At 41.9% G+C, this 18,749-nt stretch carries 16 protein-coding genes; 5 read left to right on the top strand and 11 right to left on the bottom strand.

Annotation, left to right across the window (positions count from 1 at the left end):
* The 9 genes from Q7J63_RS07815 to rimP all read right to left on the bottom strand — a co-directional run bounded on the left by Q7J63_RS07815 (window position 1) and on the right by rimP (window position 11,278).
* Window positions 1-1,113: a hypothetical protein gene (locus tag Q7J63_RS07815; RefSeq protein ID WP_304885200.1), complete on the bottom strand. Its 1,113-nt coding sequence runs from the start codon at window positions 1,111-1,113 to the stop codon at window positions 1-3.
* Window positions 1,110-2,276: a DUF3179 domain-containing (seleno)protein gene (locus Q7J63_RS07810; protein ID WP_304885198.1), complete on the bottom strand. Its 1,167-nt coding sequence runs from the start codon at window positions 2,274-2,276 to the stop codon at window positions 1,110-1,112. Before Q7J63_RS07810 ends, Q7J63_RS07815 begins: the two co-directional genes overlap by 4 nt.
* A complete protein-coding gene (locus Q7J63_RS07805; protein ID WP_304885196.1) occupies window positions 2,277-3,818 on the bottom strand; it encodes a phosphatase PAP2 family protein in 1,542 nt (513 codons plus the stop codon).
* A gap of 15 nt (window positions 3,819-3,833) precedes the next feature.
* Window positions 3,834-4,754 carry a transporter gene (locus Q7J63_RS07800; protein WP_304885194.1) on the bottom strand — a complete coding sequence of 307 codons (921 nt, stop codon included), beginning with the start codon at window positions 4,752-4,754 and terminating at the stop codon, window positions 3,834-3,836.
* A gap of 247 nt (window positions 4,755-5,001) precedes the next feature.
* Window positions 5,002-5,571, bottom strand: a complete 570-nt coding sequence (locus Q7J63_RS07795) for a hypothetical protein (RefSeq protein ID WP_304885192.1) — start codon at window positions 5,569-5,571, stop codon at window positions 5,002-5,004.
* Window positions 5,572-5,862: 291 nt separating this feature from the next.
* Window positions 5,863-6,120 (bottom strand): hypothetical protein, encoded by a 258-nt coding sequence (locus Q7J63_RS07790; protein ID WP_304885190.1) that lies wholly within the window; start codon window positions 6,118-6,120, stop codon window positions 5,863-5,865.
* Window positions 6,121-6,382: 262 nt separating this feature from the next.
* The gene (gene infB / locus Q7J63_RS07785) at window positions 6,383-9,487 is read right to left on the bottom strand and encodes a translation initiation factor IF-2 (protein ID WP_304885188.1); all 3,105 of its coding nucleotides are present in this window, start codon (window positions 9,485-9,487) and stop codon (window positions 6,383-6,385) included.
* Window positions 9,488-9,554: 67 nt separating this feature from the next.
* Window positions 9,555-10,802 (bottom strand): transcription termination factor NusA, encoded by a 1,248-nt coding sequence (nusA, locus tag Q7J63_RS07780; RefSeq protein WP_019596220.1) that lies wholly within the window; start codon window positions 10,800-10,802, stop codon window positions 9,555-9,557.
* Window positions 10,803-10,807: 5 nt separating this feature from the next.
* Window positions 10,808-11,278: a ribosome maturation factor RimP gene (gene rimP / locus Q7J63_RS07775; protein WP_019596221.1), complete on the bottom strand. Its 471-nt coding sequence runs from the start codon at window positions 11,276-11,278 to the stop codon at window positions 10,808-10,810.
* 427 nt (window positions 11,279-11,705) lie between these two features.
* On the opposite strand from rimP, the gene Q7J63_RS07770 reads away from it, so the two are divergent.
* From Q7J63_RS07770 to rodA, 5 genes are read left to right on the top strand one after another with little or no spacing between them, the layout of a single operon-like run.
* Entirely contained in the window at window positions 11,706-12,734 is a 1,029-nt protein-coding gene (locus Q7J63_RS07770; protein ID WP_026333451.1) for a rod shape-determining protein, read from the top strand.
* Between the two features lie 7 nt (window positions 12,735-12,741).
* On the top strand, window positions 12,742-13,578 hold the full coding sequence (mreC, locus tag Q7J63_RS07765) for a rod shape-determining protein MreC (protein WP_019596223.1): 837 nt from the start codon (window positions 12,742-12,744) through the stop codon (window positions 13,576-13,578).
* A complete protein-coding gene (locus tag Q7J63_RS07760) occupies window positions 13,568-14,089 on the top strand; it encodes a rod shape-determining protein MreD (RefSeq protein ID WP_304885184.1) in 522 nt (173 codons plus the stop codon). The genes mreC and Q7J63_RS07760 overlap by 11 nt, the downstream gene beginning before the upstream one ends.
* Window positions 14,089-15,888: a penicillin-binding protein 2 gene (locus Q7J63_RS07755; RefSeq protein WP_019596225.1), complete on the top strand. Its 1,800-nt coding sequence runs from the start codon at window positions 14,089-14,091 to the stop codon at window positions 15,886-15,888. The genes Q7J63_RS07760 and Q7J63_RS07755 overlap by 1 nt, the downstream gene beginning before the upstream one ends.
* Window position 15,889: 1 nt before the next feature.
* Window positions 15,890-17,164, top strand: a complete 1,275-nt coding sequence (gene rodA / locus Q7J63_RS07750; RefSeq protein WP_304885181.1) for a rod shape-determining protein RodA — start codon at window positions 15,890-15,892, stop codon at window positions 17,162-17,164.
* 188 nt (window positions 17,165-17,352) lie between these two features.
* Here rodA and Q7J63_RS07745 read toward each other — a convergent pair whose 3' ends face one another.
* Window positions 17,353-17,937 (bottom strand): HD domain-containing protein, encoded by a 585-nt coding sequence (locus Q7J63_RS07745; protein WP_304885180.1) that lies wholly within the window; start codon window positions 17,935-17,937, stop codon window positions 17,353-17,355.
* 26 nt (window positions 17,938-17,963) lie between these two features.
* A complete protein-coding gene (locus Q7J63_RS07740) occupies window positions 17,964-18,539 on the bottom strand; it encodes a Pycsar system effector family protein (RefSeq protein ID WP_019596228.1) in 576 nt (191 codons plus the stop codon).
* Between the last annotated feature and the right edge of the window lie 210 nt (window positions 18,540-18,749).

The raw sequence follows: 18,749 nt of genomic DNA, 5'->3' as shown, positions 1-18,749 counted from the left end.
TCAATCCAATGAATTGAATACTCCTTTATCCTTCTTGATGATCCTCCAAGCCAAGCTGACATTGACTAAATAGTCGGCAAAAGCAGCATCTCCGTGTCTGAAATTTTCTGGAGTGGAATCTGCAATATCCGTCAAGCTTCTGGTTCTGTTTCTGACCAATGCGATGGGGATATTAATTCTTGTCGTGAAATTTCCTAACATATAACTGAGACCTGGATCCACTGAAACCACATAGCCTGGTCTTCTGAATCCATCGCTGTCTCCTACAAGATCCTTCACAGGAATGCCTTCGAGCCTTCCACCTAAAGACAAGCCCAATCCATGGACAGCAGAAATAGGCTTGAAGACCCCTGTTCTGAATGCAAATTGATCGGGCACGCTCATGATTGCTTCGCTTGGCCTTCTGTTGGTGAGAGTACCATTTGTATTCCTTGGATTGAACATATAAAAACCATCATAATACAAGAAGAAATTTTTCGGAAAATTCCATACCCCTTGGGCATCGATGATCAGTCCCAAACCGCCATCTCCCAATTGGATGGATTGATCCACTGGCCTCTCCTCCGGACTTCCACCCGGCCCGACATTGTAAAATGTGCTTTTTGCGTTGTAATCACCCGTTGGCAATTTTAGTCCAAAACCAATGGCAGTATTTCCTTTTCTGGCTTTTTCACCCGAAAACAGCCAATATCCCGCACCGATTCTCATGTCCGCGAGACCGCTTGAATAGGTCATATGCCTTTCGGTCCTTCCATGTTCATATAAGGAGCTCCTCTCATTGTAGGCAAAGGGCAAAGATAGGATTCCATAGACTCTTTCTGAAAATGCGTAGCTGACATTGAAGTCCACACCGTGTGACCAGTTGATCACCTCTGTGTTGTTGGTTATTCTGTCCGGCTCTTCATGGGATCCGCGAAAATGCCGAAAGGATTTGAAATAGCGATAATTGGTACTGATGTTCCATTCTCCTTTTTCAATCGCATTGCCTTGACCGACGGCATTGCCAATTCCTGAGAATTGTCTAATGGCGACACAGCCTTGGGCAAAGGTATCAGTGGATGAGCGAATAAGAATAGCAACCAAGATGCTAGAAATAAGTATATGTTTTTTCATAATAAAGGTTCAATTAAGTTATGGGTTTCAGTAAATGGATGGAAAGTCCTCCAGCTGTGCCAGAATTCCTGATATGCCGGAAGTTTTTCCAAATCCTTTGAATTGTGGTTGAGGGATTTACCTGTGAAGTCAAATGTTGCTTGATCAGTAAAAAGTGTGTCGTTTTTCAGATGGAAAACCTGGTCCTTATGGGTTCTCTTAAATGCGGCAAAACTTTGCCCATCCTGTGAAAGTATCAAGAGTACGGGAAGAATGTCCATTTGATCGTGAATAATTTTATTGGTCTTTAGTAGGTTCCAATCATAAGCTTTTGCTTGTCCATTGATACTAATTCCCACTATCCAGGATTTTTCTTTCCATGAAAGAATGTCGGTTCCTGTGAGTTTACTTTTGATCAGACCAAATTCATATTTTCCCAAACTGTCGTATTTATGAAGAAAGTCAGGATCTGGGTCCATGACTTTCCCGTTGGGATAAAGGCTTAAAAACTTGCCTAAGGTCAACTGGGAGGACTCCAGTTCGGGCAGGGTTTCCCCTTTAAGTGGTCCTATTATTCCTTCCCCATTAGCTTGTTGCCACCAAGTACCTGTGGTTTGGTCTTCAAACATGGCGTTGAAATGATCCATTCCAACCAACCTGAAGGATTCAGGTTGGCCTTTTACCATGGGTTCGAAAACCCTACCTGTCCTACAGACACTACAATAAGTGACCATGATTTCCTTGCCTCCAAGAACATCCCTCACCTGATGATGGTAAGCAATATATCGAATGGGGTAAGCTTTTGCTTCTCCTGCATGTTCCACTACTATCACCAAACTGCTGTCAGCCAATGCTGCGGAATTGCCTGTTGAAAAGCTGAGGTTTTTAGGTTCCAAAAACATCCTCTCTGCAATCATTTTGTAATTAAAGAAGAGGCAAATGGCCAAAACCGCAGCAATGCCCAAAACCGGTACCCAATTGGGTGAGGTTGAAAATGCATTTTTGGATCCAAGAAGGATCAACCCCAAGAAAAAGGCTCTCAAAACCCAACGGTAAGAATGGAGGAAATAGGCAAACTCTAAAAAGGCCCATTGCTGGCTACCTGGCATGGGCATAATGAAATATATTTTCAATATCTCAAAATAGCCCAAGCCTATCAAACCAATGAAAAACAGCTTTTTCATCTATTGAGCCCCGTCAGTTTTGGCGCGGTTTACCGCATAGGTGCCCACGTTTTTTCCTTGGGCGACTCCTACTTCAGCATCGAATCTATAGTGAATACCTCCATAAAGTCTGGAGATCGCTGCTTCTTCTGCCCATTCCCTGAATTGTGCGGCATCTGCGGGAAAGAAATGAGCCAAGACTTCAGCTCCCGCTGCAGAGAAAGTACTGTGACCGGAAGTATAGGCAGGGAAGTTGGGAGTGCCAAGGATAGTCCTAAATCCTGAAATAGTCTCCACAGGCCTGGGGTAATGGTAATAATATTTAGTATCCCAACAAGCCACTCCGGCATCCATAATTGCAGTATTCATATAGGCAAATACCCTTGCAGTTCTTAATGGATTTAATTTGTTTTTCACAATTGCATCTTTTGCAAATCTATTCCAATGTCCAGGTGGTGTGTATGAGCCAATACCATCCTCCCACCAATTGGCAATTCTTCTTTGATTAAGCGTCATGTGTGAGGCAAATTTCTTCAACTCAGCGACATCGGATTCAAATTGAGGGGAACCAGGTGCAGGTGGTGGGGGAGCCCGAACTTCTTCCACGGTAGGTACATGCCACATCTTTACCTGACCAAAAAGTGGAGTCAAGCCTACCGGTCTTTGAGGTGTTTCGGTATTTTTCCATTTCCATCCAAACCTTTCAAAAGCAGCATTTGCTATGGAATCAGACACAGGTTTTGGTGTTTGAGCCCGGGACATTCCGTCTGTTGAAGCCCGCTTCTTGGCCAGTATGACTACCTCTGAACCAATACTGATGCCTGCTTCGATGTCACTTTGGGTGTTGATACCGGCGTGCACTAGACTGGCAATATGTTCTTGGTATTTATTTTCAAGAAATGATGCTTCCAATGGGAACATGGCAGATAGAATTTCTTTGGAAACTTTAGCTACCGTAGCTCCATCAGAAGGATAGGAGGGTAATGTGCTGGGAAGATAAGCCGGTTTTATATTTTCATCCACTATATACGGACTTGGACGATTAAACTGATATTTGTAATGCCAGGCAATTACCAACCCGTCAAATTGAGCCACACTTAAATAAGCCAACATTCTACTGGTATAGGGAGGATGGGCAAATGGAAAAGATGGAGGTCCGCTTGGGTTGGCAGAGTTGGGCAACGTATAAGTGCCATCAGCATTTGGGCCAGGTATCAGATTATATTTTGCAGCCATTTCAAGAGCTATTTCATTCCACCTTAAAATGGGGTTACTGGTCCAGTACTGGACGGCCTTCTTTTGGGCAGGGTTCAGCCCTGACATTTGTAATTTGAGTTCCGAAAGTTCTGCTTGATAAGCCGGTGAATTTGTTGGTTCAGGCTGTACAATATTGATTTGGTCTATGCTGGATACAAGAATGGTTTTCCATGTTCCCCCATTTTCATCCAAGTTTCCGAATTCATAATCATTGAAATTCAGTTGGTTGGGAGTTTCTTCCAGACAGGAAATTGTAGTGAAGAAGAGGACAAAAAGGCCCAAATATGATATTTTGAAATTTTTCATAGTCTGTAAGATATATTAATAGACTTTAAATTGATAAGTAAGACCAACACCAATTGTAGTAGCTTTTCCCATGTTTCTGCCACTCAACGTTTGATTGAAATAAGCCAATGCACCTAGTCCTCTGTCCGCATTGATATAATATTGAACCCAGCCTCCAACTTGGCTTACTTCCGTCTTGTTGGTGGGTTGTGGCCTATTGTAAGCCCTTATATCATCACCAGTGAGGCAACTGAGGCTCATGAATGTGGCTTCCATCCTTAACCTATTGTCCAATGTCCAATACCCAATGGCACCATGAAGATTTATGGCATTGGGGACGTTCATAAAAGAGGAATAAACACTTCCATTTTCATAATAATAGTCCCGTTCAATTTCTGATTGGCCTCTCCAGAGATAGGCTAGGCCTCCTCTAAAAACCAACCCATTATCCATTTTATATCCACCAATTCCTCGAATACCAAGTTCCGGAGTGCCAACTCCAATACTAAATGGCATGTAATCCGAGAGATAAGAGCCAATTGGGCTGCTGAAGTGGGTATTGGTTAGGAAAAAGAGTCTGCCATTGCCCACTTTTTTTTGGATCCAGTCCACTTTTACTGAAATACTCAAATCCTGGAATCCTGACTGACCTACCTGAGTGCCTCCCGATGCATTGGTACTCACATATGGAAGAGAAGTGATGATGTTTACTTTTTGGGTTAGTCCCATGGCTACCATGGGCATCCCCATTTGTCTTGTGAAAGTACCGATATTGGCATTTTTCCGGAGGTTGCTTCCTTCCCAGTATTGATTCCAGGAAGAATGCTCAAACATGAAGGCTGCACAAATTTCCCCTTTTTGCATCATTACTTCATCCCATGGAGTCTGGCCATAGGCATTAAAAAGGGTAGTTCCATATACCATCAACCCCAAGATTATTGTAAGTGGTTTTTTCATTCGATTTCTAAGTGTAGAAGATTTAAAATTGATTGAATTTCAAAAAAACCAGTCAGCTATGAATTAACGTCCAACCAGACAAGCCCCTTGTATTAAAGGAGTTGGATAGAATTCATAAAAAATTCTTTTATAGAAACACCATGAGAACACAGACACAGAAAATAAGTCCAATCCAACAAACCCATTGAAAACAATGGTTTTAGATTGTATATCTGTTCAGTATTGGTTGAATTCCGCTAAGAAAATATCAAAAGATGACCGGCTGAAAAATCAACCCAACTCTGGGGGGGGGTGTATTCAGTTTGAAGGAATAATCTTGGTATGGCAAAAAAATGAATCCAATAGGCATTTTCTCAAAAAAGGGAAGGATGCCTAAGGAATATGTGTGAATAGGTTTTGTATAGTCCTTGACAAAATTCTTGGCAAAAAGTGTGTTATGACCATTTTCAGTTCCATCATCAGCGATCAATGAACTGATCCATTGTTTGATGGTATTGTCCAAAGTCCTTTTGGCAGTATCAGAAACATAGATGACCTGCAAGGTATCGTTGGTGTATCGCTGCTTGATGACCCTATAATGCTGCCCAGCTTTTTCGAAGGAGGTATTTGTTGCCTGAAAATCTTCTTGATTTGCCATGTAGGGAATGGAAAGCGGAATTTCCATAAGGTAGTGTTCAATCCCTTCTTGGTCTTGGCTAAATATTCTTTCTGACCAACTGGATTCCATTTGCATCCTAAAAGAAAAATAGAATACATAATACCCAAAGTGGTAGGATGCAAAACAGCATAGAAGTAAGATGGCAATTCCTTTTTTCAACAGCGTATAATTTCAAAAAATAAATATAGTAAAAAATATTATTTTAAAACACTTACAGGTCTTTTGATTAAAACCCTTTTTATGCAATATCAATTCTATTCCGGCCTGAAATTGGGTAATAATCAGTCGGTTGTTTACTTTTTTAAACTTCACCCTTGAGCTATTCATGATGATGTAAATAGTCTGATTTTCGTGTAGTTACAGTCTTATTGGGAAGACAAACGCATCTTCCACCTAACTTACTTCAAGTTAGCTGCTTTGCGTTACTTTTCCGCTTTCTTAGAATTCGGGTTAAAACGTACAATTCCCCATTTCTAAGGGTATCCCATCGATGGAAACCAAATCATCCAATCTCAGTAGAAACCCATTTTCACCAAAGAGATATTCAATCCCATCCAGCAGTTTAAGATCTAAGATTTTGGTAGAAACCAATTCGGTGGAATCGCCATTTTTATAGGTGATGGCGCAGGTTTTTTTTGTGGTGGCCCATGCTTCCATTCGGTCGTAATAGCCACAATTGATGGGGATATATTTTCTTTTACCTTTCATGGAATGATTCATTGGACCAACAAAAGTAAAACAAAAAGGAAAAGAAAAATTGTTCCGTAGATGCGGATAACTTTGAGTCGGTTGAAACGATCAAAAAACCAAAGTACAAAAACCGGTCGGATCAGACCCATGACCAGGGAGCCCAAAGACAATAGCACTCCAATTTTTAGAAATAGAATCAATGCCGAATACATAATGAATTATAAGACAAAAGGAACAGCTTGTGGCCATTCCTTTTGTTTATTGATATTTGAAATTCAAGTTATTTTTTTCGTTTTACTTCTTTCATGAAATAACCTTCAATTGTATCTCCGATCTCGATGTCGTTGAAGTTCTTGATGGAAATACCACATTCGTAACCCGCTTTCACTTCAGCTACATCATCTTTGAATCGCTTCAATTGATCGATATGGCCATCGAAGATGACAATACCGTCTCTGATTACGCGGATTTTGTTCTTTCTGGTAATAAAACCATCCGTAACATAAGATCCTGCAACAGTTCCGATTTTCGTGATTTTGAAAACCTCTCTCACGACGATGTTACCGGTGATTATTTCTTCAAATTCAGGTTCCAACATTCCTTCGATGGCATCCTTGATTTGATTGATCGCATCGTAGATGATGGAATAATGTCTGATTTCGATTTCTTCCTGTTCGGCCAGCCTTTTTGCATTGGTGGAAGGCCTTACCTGGAAGCCAATAATAATGGCATCAGATGCAGAGGCAAGTAGAACGTCCGATTCGGAGATCTGACCCACACCTTTATGGATGATATTGACACTCACCTCATCTTTGGAAAGTTTCAACAAGGAATCAGAAAGTGCTTCGACTGATCCATCCACATCACCTTTGATGATGATGTTAAGTTCTTTGAAGTTACCGATGGCAAGTCTTCTACCAATTTCATCCAGTGTGATGTGTTTCTTGGTTCGCATGCTCTGCTCCCTTTGAATCTGCTCTCTGGAATTGGCGATTTCTCTTGCTTCTCTTTCTGTGTCGTAAACTTTGATGATATCACCGGCCTGTGGAGCACCGCTCAATCCAAGTACTTGGACAGGAGTGGATGGTCCCGCTTGCTTTACTTTTTTGCCCGTATGGTCAAACATAGCCTTGACACGGCCATAGTGCTGACCAGCAAGCATGATGTCACCAACTTTCAATGTTCCAGCTTGGACCATTACCGTGGATACATATCCGCGACCTTTGTCCAAAGCGGCTTCAACGACTGTTCCTTGGGCATTTTTGTTTGGATTGGCTTTCAATTCAAGAATTTCAGCTTCCAACAATACCTTTTCGAGAAGGTCATCAATACCTTGTCCGGTTTTGGCAGAGATATCTTGGGACTGGTATTTTCCACCCCATTCTTCTACCAAGAGATTCATATTGGCCAATTCCTCCTTGATTTTGTTTGGATTGGAATTTGGTCTATCGATTTTGTTTATCGCGAATATCATTGGGACGCCAGCCACTTGCGCGTGGTTGATGGCTTCCTTGGTTTGTGGCATGACATTGTCATCCGCCGCAATTACAATGATCGCCACGTCGGTGATTTTGGCACCCCTTGCCCGCATTGCGGTAAAGGCTTCGTGACCTGGAGTATCCAAGAATGCGATTTTGTTTCCGTCTTTGGTCATTACATCGTAAGCCCCGATGTGCTGGGTGATTCCACCTGCCTCATCGGCTGTTACTTTTGCGGTACGGATATAATCCAGCAAAGAAGTTTTTCCGTGATCGACGTGACCCATAATGGTGACAATCGGTGCTCTAGGAATTAATTCTTCAGGAGTATCGAGCTGAATGGTTTCATTTTCTTCCTCATCGGATTTGGTGAACTCCACTTCAAAGCCAAATTCGTCGGCAATGATAGTGATCGCTTCTGCATCCAACCTTTGGTTGATGGAAACGAACATTCCCAAGGACAAACAAGCTGAAATCACATCATTGACAGAAACGTCCATCAAGGAGGAAAGATCATTTGCCGAAATAAACTCAGTTACTCTTAAGATCTTAGTATCCTCTGTTCCTTCCTCTACATCACGGGTTCTTTCAGAACGTTTGTCACGTCTGTTTTTGGATTTTCCACCACCAGATTTTCCGCCTCCTTGCAATCTTGCAAGGGTTTGTTTGATTTGGTCTTGGATTTCTTTTGGTGTAGGTTCAGCTTTTTGGAATCTACCTGCACCACCATATGGAGCACCTGGACGAGCGCCAGCCTGTCCTGGAGGACGAGCTTGAGCAGGTCTGCGTTCTCTTGGTGGTCCTCCTGGTTTTGGTGGAGGGCTGCCAGGGGTTCTTCTTGGCGGCTGACCTGCAGAAGGGGTGCCTGGTGTTGCTGGTTTTCCAGCTTCTCCGGGCACATTTTTATCAATTCTTTTGCGAAGTCTTTTCTTTTTGTCTTTGCCTTTTTCGTCAGAAGAGGCTACCGGCTTCCCTTTCTTCTTGCTCTTGTCATCAGGCAATTCAATTTTCCCCAAAACGGTGAGCCCTTTTAAGGATTCAGCCCTTGCAGAAATAACCTGTGTGGGAGCAGGTGTTTCTACTATTGGGGGTGTGGAGAGAACTGGTTTTTCGATAGGTTTAGAAACGATAGGTGCTGGTTTGGCAGCTGCGACTTGAGGTTTCGGCGTGTATTCTCTCCTTGGTTCAGGCTTAGGTGTAACGTGTTCAGGTTTTACAGCCTTTTCTGATGGTGGAGTCACCGAAGCCTTTGGTGCTACAGGTGGTTTTTCTTGTTTTGGTTCTTCCTTTTTCTGGGCTTGCGGCTCAGGAGTCTTTTCAGGTTTGGCTTCTATTGCTTTTTCGGGAAAAGGCTCAGGAGTTTTCACAGCTTGAGGTTCAGCGATGACTTTCTCCTCTTTTGGTTTTTCAACGATTGGTGCGACTGCTTTTTCAGCTGGAGGTAGTTTTTCTTCTTCCTTTTTTGGTTGCGCTTTTTTCGGATTCAAATCAATTTTCCCGAGAACGGTTATGCCTTGAAGTTTCGGAGCTTCCGGGACAATTTTCTTTTCTTCTGGGACTGGAGTGATTTTTTGTTCTACAGATACAGGAGGAAGAGGTTTTGCAGGTTCCGGTTTTGTTTCAACTGGAGGTGCAGGTTTTTTTTCTTCACGCGTGTCTGATTCAGCTTCTATTGTGAACGACTCATGGTGTCGTTTCCCGATGGAAAGGTGAGAAGCCTCTTCTTTTTCCTGTGCCGAGGACCTGAACTCCTTTGCCAACAGGTTGTATTGCTCCGTATTAATTTTGGAGTTTGGATTATTTTCTACTTCAAAGCCCTTTTTTGCCATAGATTCAACTATCGTAGATATCCCTACGTTAAGTTTTCTGGCTACTTGGCCCAATCGCATCGTTTTTTCTTCTGACATACGCTAAAACCTCTTTCTAAATACTTTTGCAAATATAAGGCCTATTATTGTCTAATTCGGCCTTTATTTACTGTTCAAATTCCTGTTTTAATATTTTAAAGACTTCCTCAATCGTTTCCTCTTCAAGTTCGGTTCTTCTCAAAAGATCTTCTTTGGTAAGGGACAACACACTTTTAGCTGTGTCCAAACCAGTCTTTTTCAGTTCTTTAAGGACCCAGCCTTCAATTTCATCTACGAATTCGTTCAGATCTACATCCTCTTCTTCTTCATAGTCACTTAACTCTCTAAATACATCTATTTCATAACCAACCAATCTGCTGGCCAGTCTGATATTGAATCCTCCCTTGCCGATGGCCATGGAAACTTGATCAGGTTTCAGAAAAACAGAAAGCCTTTTCTCGTCCTTGTTGACCTGAATGGAGCTGATCTTTGCTGGACTCAAAGCCCTGCTTACATAAAGATCAAGGTTATCGGTGTAATTGATGACATCGATGTTCTCATTTTGTAATTCGCGAACCACTGCATGGATTCTGCTCCCCTTCATTCCGACACAAGCCCCTACAGGGTCTATCCTGTCATCATAAGATTCGACAGCTACTTTTGCACGCTCCCCTGGTTCTCTTACGATTTTTTTGATGGTGATGAGTCCATCATACACTTCAGGTACTTCATTTTCAAAGAGTCTTTCCAAAAACATTGGGGAAGTTCTGGACAAGATGATCCTTGGATTCCCATTGAGCATCTCCACTTTGTGGACAATGGCCCGGGCAGAATCCCCTTTTCTAAAACGATCTTTCGGGATCTGTTCCGTCTTTGGAAGGATCAATTCATTTCCTTCAGAATCCATCAAGAGTACTTCCCTACCCAAAATCTGATAGACTTCGGCAGAGATTATTTCACCAACCAGCTCTTCGTATTGGTTGAAAAGGAGATCCTTTTCAAGATCTTTGATTTTCTGAATCAGGGTTTGTCGCGCCATCGTAACAGCTCTTCTTCCAAATTCTTCCAATTCTATTTTTTCGTAGACTTCTTCACCAACTTCAAAATCGGGCTCGATTTTACGGGCATCGCTGATGCTTATTTTGTCAAAATCCCAAATATCCTCGGAATTGTCGTCGACAATTTCACGGATCCTCAAAATTTCAAGATCTCCTTTGTCGGCATTGATGGTAACATCAAAGTTTTCATCGGTCTCGAATTTTTTGCGAATCATCGCTCTGAAGACATCTTCCAGAATGCGGATCATGGTTGGACGATCTACATTTTTTGATCTTGCAAACTCTGCAAATGATTCTATAAGAATTTTAGCATCCATTTTTTTTACTTAAAAGAGACTAATATGATTGATTTCTTGATTTGGTCCAGTGCGATGGAGACTTCTTCCTCTTTGGCTTTTTCACCTTTTGGTTTTTTCTTTACTCCTATCTGAATCGCAGACTGATCCACACTTATTAATTCACCCTCTACTTCAGTGCCGTCTAGCAATGATATTTTTAGGTTTCGGCCAATATTTTTCATGTATTGCCTTTTGGAACTCAACGGAAAGTCTAGTCCCGGTGAGGAAACTTCCAGAATGTATGCATCCGAAAGCAATTCCTTTGCTTCGATTTCTTCCCCAACATGGCGGCTAAGCAGCGCACAAGTGTCAATATTCAAACCACCATCGGCATCAATTAGGATTTTAACCTGTGGTTTCGGGCCCTTTTCTATCACTTGAACATCTACAACGAAATGTGTTTCATCCGGCAGGTGCTTTTCTACAATTTCCTCAATAGTCTGTTTCAAGCTCATTTTTCAAATTTCCATAATGAAAGAGGGGACTTGATGTCCCCTCTATTTACTCGGTTAATACTTTGCAAATTTAATAAAATATTTTCCATAAAAAAAACAACCTTGGGAATCCTTTGATTTTAAGCGCTTTTAAATAAAGCTGTTATCTACCTATAAGCTACTTTTTAAAGAGGGCTTAGCATTTGGTACAGGGATTGTTACATTTGTTATGGTCAAAAAAAACACCATTAACGGACTTGGAAAATATTTCCGAAAACAGTGCCATTTTGAGCTTTCACGCCAATTGAAAAGATACTTTTAAAAAAAAAACGCTTTCTTATTATAAATCGGGATTAAGGTAATAATTTTGCCAACCCGCGTTTCATGTTCTGCATAGGGTATGCGAACTTTGAACGGTCTTCAAAAATCAAATCAATCAAAAAACATAATGGGATTATTCGATTTTTTCTCCAGTGACATTGCTATCGACTTAGGCACAGCGAATACGCTGATTATACATAAAGATAAAATAGTGGTAGATGAGCCTTCTATCATTGCTATCGACAGGACCACCAATAGGGTGCTTGCGGTGGGAAGGGATGCGATGAATATGCACGAAAAAACGCATGAAAACATCAAAACCATTCGTCCTTTGAAGGATGGGGTGATTGCGGATTTCTTTGCAGCGGAACAAATGATCCGTGGCCTCATCAAAATGATCCCAGGTCATAAAAAAGGGATGTTTCCACAATCACATAGAATGGTGATCTGTATTCCATCGGGAATTACCGAAGTTGAGAAAAGAGCCGTAAGGGATTCTGCAGAACATGCAGGAGCCAAAGAGGTGTACATGATATACGAACCTATCGCCGCAGCCATCGGTATCGGGATAGATATTGAAAAACCAATGGGATCCATGATTGTGGATATCGGAGGAGGAACTACTGAAATTGCGCTGATTGCACTTTCGGGAATCGTGGCAGATCAATCCATTAGGGTGGCTGGTGATACCTTTACCAAAGATATCCTGGATTACATGAGAAGACAGCACAATTTGTTGATCGGCGAGCGTTCTGCAGAGAAAGTTAAGATTGCGATCGGGTCGGCATTGACGGAATTGGACGATGCTCCGGATGATTATGAAATAAGAGGTCGTGATCTCATGACCGGTATTCCTAAAGTCATCAAGGTCTCTTATTCAGAAATTGCCTTTGCCTTGGACAAATCTGTTTCCAAAATTGAGGAAGCTGTTCTAAAGGCTTTGGAGATCGCACCACCAGAATTGTCTGCTGATATTTATGACAATGGAATTCACCTTACAGGTGGAGGCGCTTTGTTGAAAGGTCTTGACAAAAGGCTTCACCAAAAAACCAAACTTCCAATCCATATCGCTGAAGATCCGTTAAGGGCAGTGGTAAGGGGTACAGGCACAGCCTTGAAGAACATTGCCAATTTCAGAACCGTTTTGATGACCTAATGATTAAATGCAGCGCATTTTACTATTTCTTTATAGCATAAGAGCCCTTCTTTTATTTATATTTTTGGAGGCGGTTGCCATTTGGTTAATCGTCTCTTTTAATTCCCAGCAAGGGTCGGTGTTTTTTAATAGCTCTAATCAGCTGAGCGGGACAATTCTTGGATATAGAAGTGGTGTGATGGATTATTTTGCATTGACTTCCGTAAACAGGAATCTGATGGAAAAAAATGCCGAATTGCTCGCAGAATTGCAAAAGTTCAAAAATCCACCGGACAGTGTTTTCATTCCCCTTGATTCCGCCTTATTCGGGGACATCCAGTTTAAGGGAGCAAAAGTGATCAACAATTCCATCAGGCTTTCCCAAAATTTCATTACACTGAACAAAGGTGCACTCCAGGGATTGAAAGAGGGAATGGGAGTGTTCAATGAGGAAGGTGTCGTGGGCAGGGTGAAAGGGGTTTCCGAAAATTTTGCGACTGTCATTTCTCTTTTGCACACGGATTTATTGATTTCCTCAAAAATTAAGTCGACCGAGGTGTTTGGGTCCACGAAGTGGGACGGTTTGGATTCTAAAAAAGCCAAATTGCTCTATATTCCCAGACACGTAGACATCAAAGTTGGGGATCAAGTCGTGACCTCTGGGTACAATGCGGTATTTCCAGAGGGGATTTCCATAGGGACCGTTTTGGAAGTCAAACAGGGTACAGACACGAATTATCTTGACATCACGATTGAGCTGACTACTGATTTCACCCGCATTTCTTATGTTTATCTAGTTGACAATTATAAAGTGGTTGAGTTGGATTCCCTTTATCAAACTACCGGAATAAAAAATGAACAATAGCAGGATTTTTTTATTGATTGTAAGCTTCATTGTTTTTCTGTTGTTGCAGATACTGGTGTTGAAGAACCTTGTGCTTTTTGGGACCGCATTTTGTTTCCTTTATGTGCTGTACATCCTGCTGCTCCCAATAGAGATCAAGACCGTTCCTACCTTGATCATTGCTTTTGTGCTGGGGATGGGAATCGACCTTTTTTATGACACTTTGGGCGTTCATACAGCAAGCATCCTTGCCGTTGCTTTTGTCAGGAGACGCTGGATCAAAATGATCACGCCAAGGGGAGGATACGATGACGATTTACAGCCATCGGTACTGAATATGGGCTTCGGATGGTTCTTTACGTACAGTATTCCGTTGGTTTTGCTGCACCACATTTTCTTTTTTTATATTGATAATTTAGGAACTGGTTTGTTCCTGTTTGTTGTTCAAAAAATAGTTGCAAGTGCTATTTTTGTGTTTATAATGAGTATTATTGTTCAGCTGTTGTTCTACAGAAGAAGGAGAGGAATTTAATGAATGACCAAAGGCCGTTAACCATCATCGTAGTAGTAGTACTGGTTGGATTGGTATTATTGACCAAACTATTTTTAATTCAAGTCGCCGATGACAGTTTTTTGAAAAGGGCTGAAAGAAATGCCATTCAAAGAGTCGTTGATCATCCCTATCGTGGACTTGTCTATGATAGAACGGGCAAGATTATGGTCTATAACAATCCGATTTTTGACCTGATGATCATTCCGAAGGAATTTCAGGTACGCGATACTGCGAGGTTTTGCGAGATTTTTAGGGTCAGCAAAGAGCATTTGATTGAAACCTATACAGCTGCCAGAAAATACTCCTCGGTAAAACCTTCTACACTCATCAAGCAGATTTCCACCACGGATTTTGCGAGGATCCAAGATTATTTGATTGACTATCCAGGACTCTTTGTCATGTCCCGATCAGTGAGGTCGTATCCACAGGCGAGTTCGGCCAATACACTGGGTTATATTGGAGAAATCAGTGGGAATCAATTGGGGCGAGATACTGTAAAGTATTATCGACAGGGTGATTATGTGGGGTTGAGTGGTATGGAGGGCTTTTATGAAAAGGAACTCCGTGGTGTAAAGGGTGTCAAATACAAAATGGTGAATGTTCGGGGTGTGGACAAAGGCCCCTTTAAAAACGGGGAATACGATACTGCTTCCGTTGCGGGGAAAAACGTGACTTCTTCCATTGACCTTCTTCTCCAACAATACGGCGAAATGCTAATGGCTGGAAAAAGGGGTTCAGTGGTTGCGATAGAGCCGAAGACTGGCGAAATCCTTTCCATGATCTCTGCTCCAAGTTATGATCCAAACGTGCTGACGGGTGCGCAGTTTAGTACCAATTACATGTTGCTCAACAAAGACGATACGAGGCCCCTTTTCAATAGACCGATCATGGCCATGTATCCTCCGGGATCGATCTTCAAGATTGTACAGTCGCTTGTCGGACTTCAATCCGGGATTTTGAATGTCAATACTACTTTCGCATGCAACAGATCGCTTGTAGCCTGTCACAACCATCCAAGTCCAGTGGATCTTTTTGGGGCTATTCGGAATTCCTGCAATCCCTATTATCACCAAGCATTTAGGGCAATCATCAACAGGGAAGTGTCAAGCAACACTTTCAAGGACACTGAAATTGGCCTGAATGAATGGAGGGAATCCGTGATGAAATTTGGATTGGGTTCTCCTCTCGGATTGGACATGTTCAATGAAAAAGGGGGCTCAATTCCTTCCAGCAAACTTTATGACCGGGTATATGGTGCTGGGAGATGGAAATATTCAACCATTTACTCGCTTTCCATTGGTCAGGGAGAAATGTTGGTGACGCCCTTGCAAATGGCAAATTTGGCTGCGGTTTTTGCCAACAAAGGATATTATTATACCCCACATCTGATCAAGGCGATAGACGGAAACACTGATAACATCCCGGAAGAGTTCCGTACAAAACATGAAGTTGGCGTAGATGCCCATCATTTTGATATGGTTCAGGATGCTATGGCGCAGGCCATCTATGGAACCGCGGCAAGGGCAGTTATCAAGGATATCGAAATAGCGGGAAAAACTGGAACAGCTCAAAATCCGCAAGGGGAAGATCATTCCGTATTCATAGCATTTGCCCCTAAATCAGACCCCAAAATTGCCATTGCGGTATATGTGGAAAATGCGGGTTGGGGAGGAAGGGCCGCTGCGAGCATCGCCAGTCTGATGATTGAAAAATATTTGAGGGGAGAAGTCACTAGACTAGAGTTGGAAGAATACGTGCGGGTAGGTAAATTCATGTGATTTGAGACAGGACGATTTATACATCAATAAGATAGACTGGATTACCATTGGCATTTATGCTTCATTGGTAATTATCGGTTGGTTCAATATCTATGCGGCCGTGTATGACGAGCAGGCGGCCAAAAGTATTTTTGACTTTTCGATCAATTCCGGTAAGCAATTGGTTTGGATCGGTACAGCGCTACTGTTGATTACGCTCATCATGGTGGCCGATTACCGATTGTTCGAAAATCTTTCCATAATCCTCTATGGGGTTTTTGTGATCTTCTTGCTGATTACCCCATTTTTTGGGAAGGAGATCAATGGCCAGCGGGCATGGTTTGAGATCGGTGCATTCCGTTTACAACCCGCAGAATTCGCGAAATTTGCTACGGCACTTGCTTTGGCAAAGTTTATGGAGCGGCCGAGTTTTGACTTGAGTCAAGTCAAGTATCAGCTTCAAGCGTTGGCTATCATCATGATCCCGGTGTCACTTATCATGCTGCAGCCAGATACAGGGACGGCTATGGTGTATTCCGCATTTTTTGTGATGCTTTACAGGGAAGGAATGCCTCAGCGGTACTACGTTTTGGGTTTGACATTTATCACCATTTCCCTATTGGCCTTGGGCATTGAGAACAATCTTTACCTTGTCATTGGTGTGGCTGTCGTGCTTGGTATACTCAATTTTATGGGCAAAAAGAGCCTCAGGAGGAGCCTAAGTCTTTTGGCTATTGGGGCTGTGGTGATTGGCTACAGTTACAGTCTGGATTTTGTGGTTTCCAAGTTGCCGACGCACCAGCAAAATAGAATTATGGTATTGTTCAACCCCGATTTGGATCCTTTGGGTGTGGGGTGGAACGTGACCCAATCCAAAATCGCCATCGGGTCAGGTGGTTTTTGGGGAAAGGGGTATTTGGAGGGAACACAGACCAAATTTGACTTTGTGCCCGAACAACATACGGATTTTATTTTCTGCACCTTGGGTGAAGAATTTGGCTGGGTAGGAAGCATTGTCGTCGTATTCCTGTTTTGTTCTTTGCTGATCCGCTTGATAATCCTGGCAGAGAGGCAGAAAAACAGATTTTCGAGGGTTTATGGCTATTGTGTGATCTCGCTATTGCTCTTCCATTTCTTGATCAATATCGCCATGACCATAGGCTTGTTTCCCGTGGTGGGGATTCCGCTTCCCTTCTTTAGTTATGGGGGATCCTCTTTATGGTCCTTCACGATCTTGTTGTTTATTTTCATCAAGCTGGATTCCCACAGAATTCAGTTTTTGGGGAGGATGAATTAAACCCGACATATGCATTCCCCTTTCAAAGGGGCTTGAATCTGCAAGAACAGCAGGAGATTGCTAGAATGGTTCGTGTCGCCGGTATGGTGAAGTCAAAAAACAATAAACAAAGCCTGACGATTAGGGGATTTCAGGATGCAATAGAGAAGAGCATGCATGAAAGGGCTAAAAACCCGATACAAAACGGGTTAAACTTCTTTGCCTTTTTTGATTTGATTGAGCCAAAACTGCTTTTTGGGTTCTCGGTGTTTTTTGGCGAAATGGGTGTGGAAGGCATGCTCCTGCAAAAATTTGATCTGAAGCATGCGCCACTCCTCTTCATTTTTCAAAAAATTCAAGGCCTTGAGTTCTTCAAATAGTTTTGCGCTGATTTCCGGATAATCATCCCGACCAAGATAATCCAGATCTGCATCGCAAATGATTTTCTGAAGGTCGGTCTCAGGCGTCTGGGGGATTTTTGTGGCCATGACCATTCGATACACTTCCTCGATATGGTTAGGGTCCATTCCAAGATTTTTCATGATTTCAGATGCCATTTCTGCACCAACTTCCTCATGGTTCAGGGGGGATTTTAAGAATCCCAAATCATGGACAATGGCCGCAATGCGGATAAGGTGGGCTTCTTCACCCGATAGGTTGAATGCATTGATATACTGGTCGCAGACTTCCAGTACATCCAAAGTATGTTCGAGTCCATGGTAGGTAATGTGTCTCGGTAATTCTTTGGCCAACAGCCCAAAAACAAATTTCTTTAGTTCGAAGTAGCCTTTCATAGTTTAACATGTATTATTATTCAAGCCTAAAAAAACCAAGAGAATGTTCGAACTGAATAAGTAAAAAGAAATATAAACAATAAAACGATATTTAGTGCCAACAAACGGATGGATTTATTAACAAAACCAAATTTTGTGGAAGCGATCTTGGCATTTATAAAAACCTGTTCTCCCAATTGGCCAAAAAGAATTTCTTTTTCGTTGCTCACTTGGTAAAGATGTTTCGAATATTCTTTGATGGTACCGAAGCCTTTTATTACATCATCAAAGAAAAAAACATTTTTGTCATAACTGCCTAAGATCATGGGTAAAAAACACTTGAAGCTAAAATAAATGGAGAGGATGGTCACCACTAGCCATAAACCCATAAAGGTGATGATGAACCAATCGTTTTTGGCCATTTCCAGAAAAATGTCCAAGTATTTGAAATACAGATTTAAGATAATGCCATAAAAAGACAAAATCAGTCCCGCCTTTATTTCCGAAGCTTTGATCATTCCACTCAGATAATTGATCAAAAACCAATAATGATCTACCAAATCGCCCGTGATTTCATAATTGGGATTATCGGGGACCTCAGGCATTTTGTGGGTATCGTCCATATAAACTGTTTGATTTTAATTCAATAAAAAATATCCGAAAGGGCTATTCGGGTAAGCCTCAATTGTATCAGGTTTACCTCAAAATCTAATTGACCTTAACCATTTCAATGGAAAAGATCCTCTAGAAAGGCTCACTCCAATAAAAATCAATATAAAACTACCGAACCTATCAAATATAAAAAAATATTTGGGGTTTTGGACTGATCCAGC

Origin of the sequence: Rhodonellum sp. (assembly GCF_030656585.1) — a bacterium.
Taxonomy (GTDB): domain Bacteria; phylum Bacteroidota; class Bacteroidia; order Cytophagales; family Cyclobacteriaceae; genus Rhodonellum; species Rhodonellum psychrophilum.
This window is presented reverse-complemented; position numbering and strand designations above follow the sequence as displayed.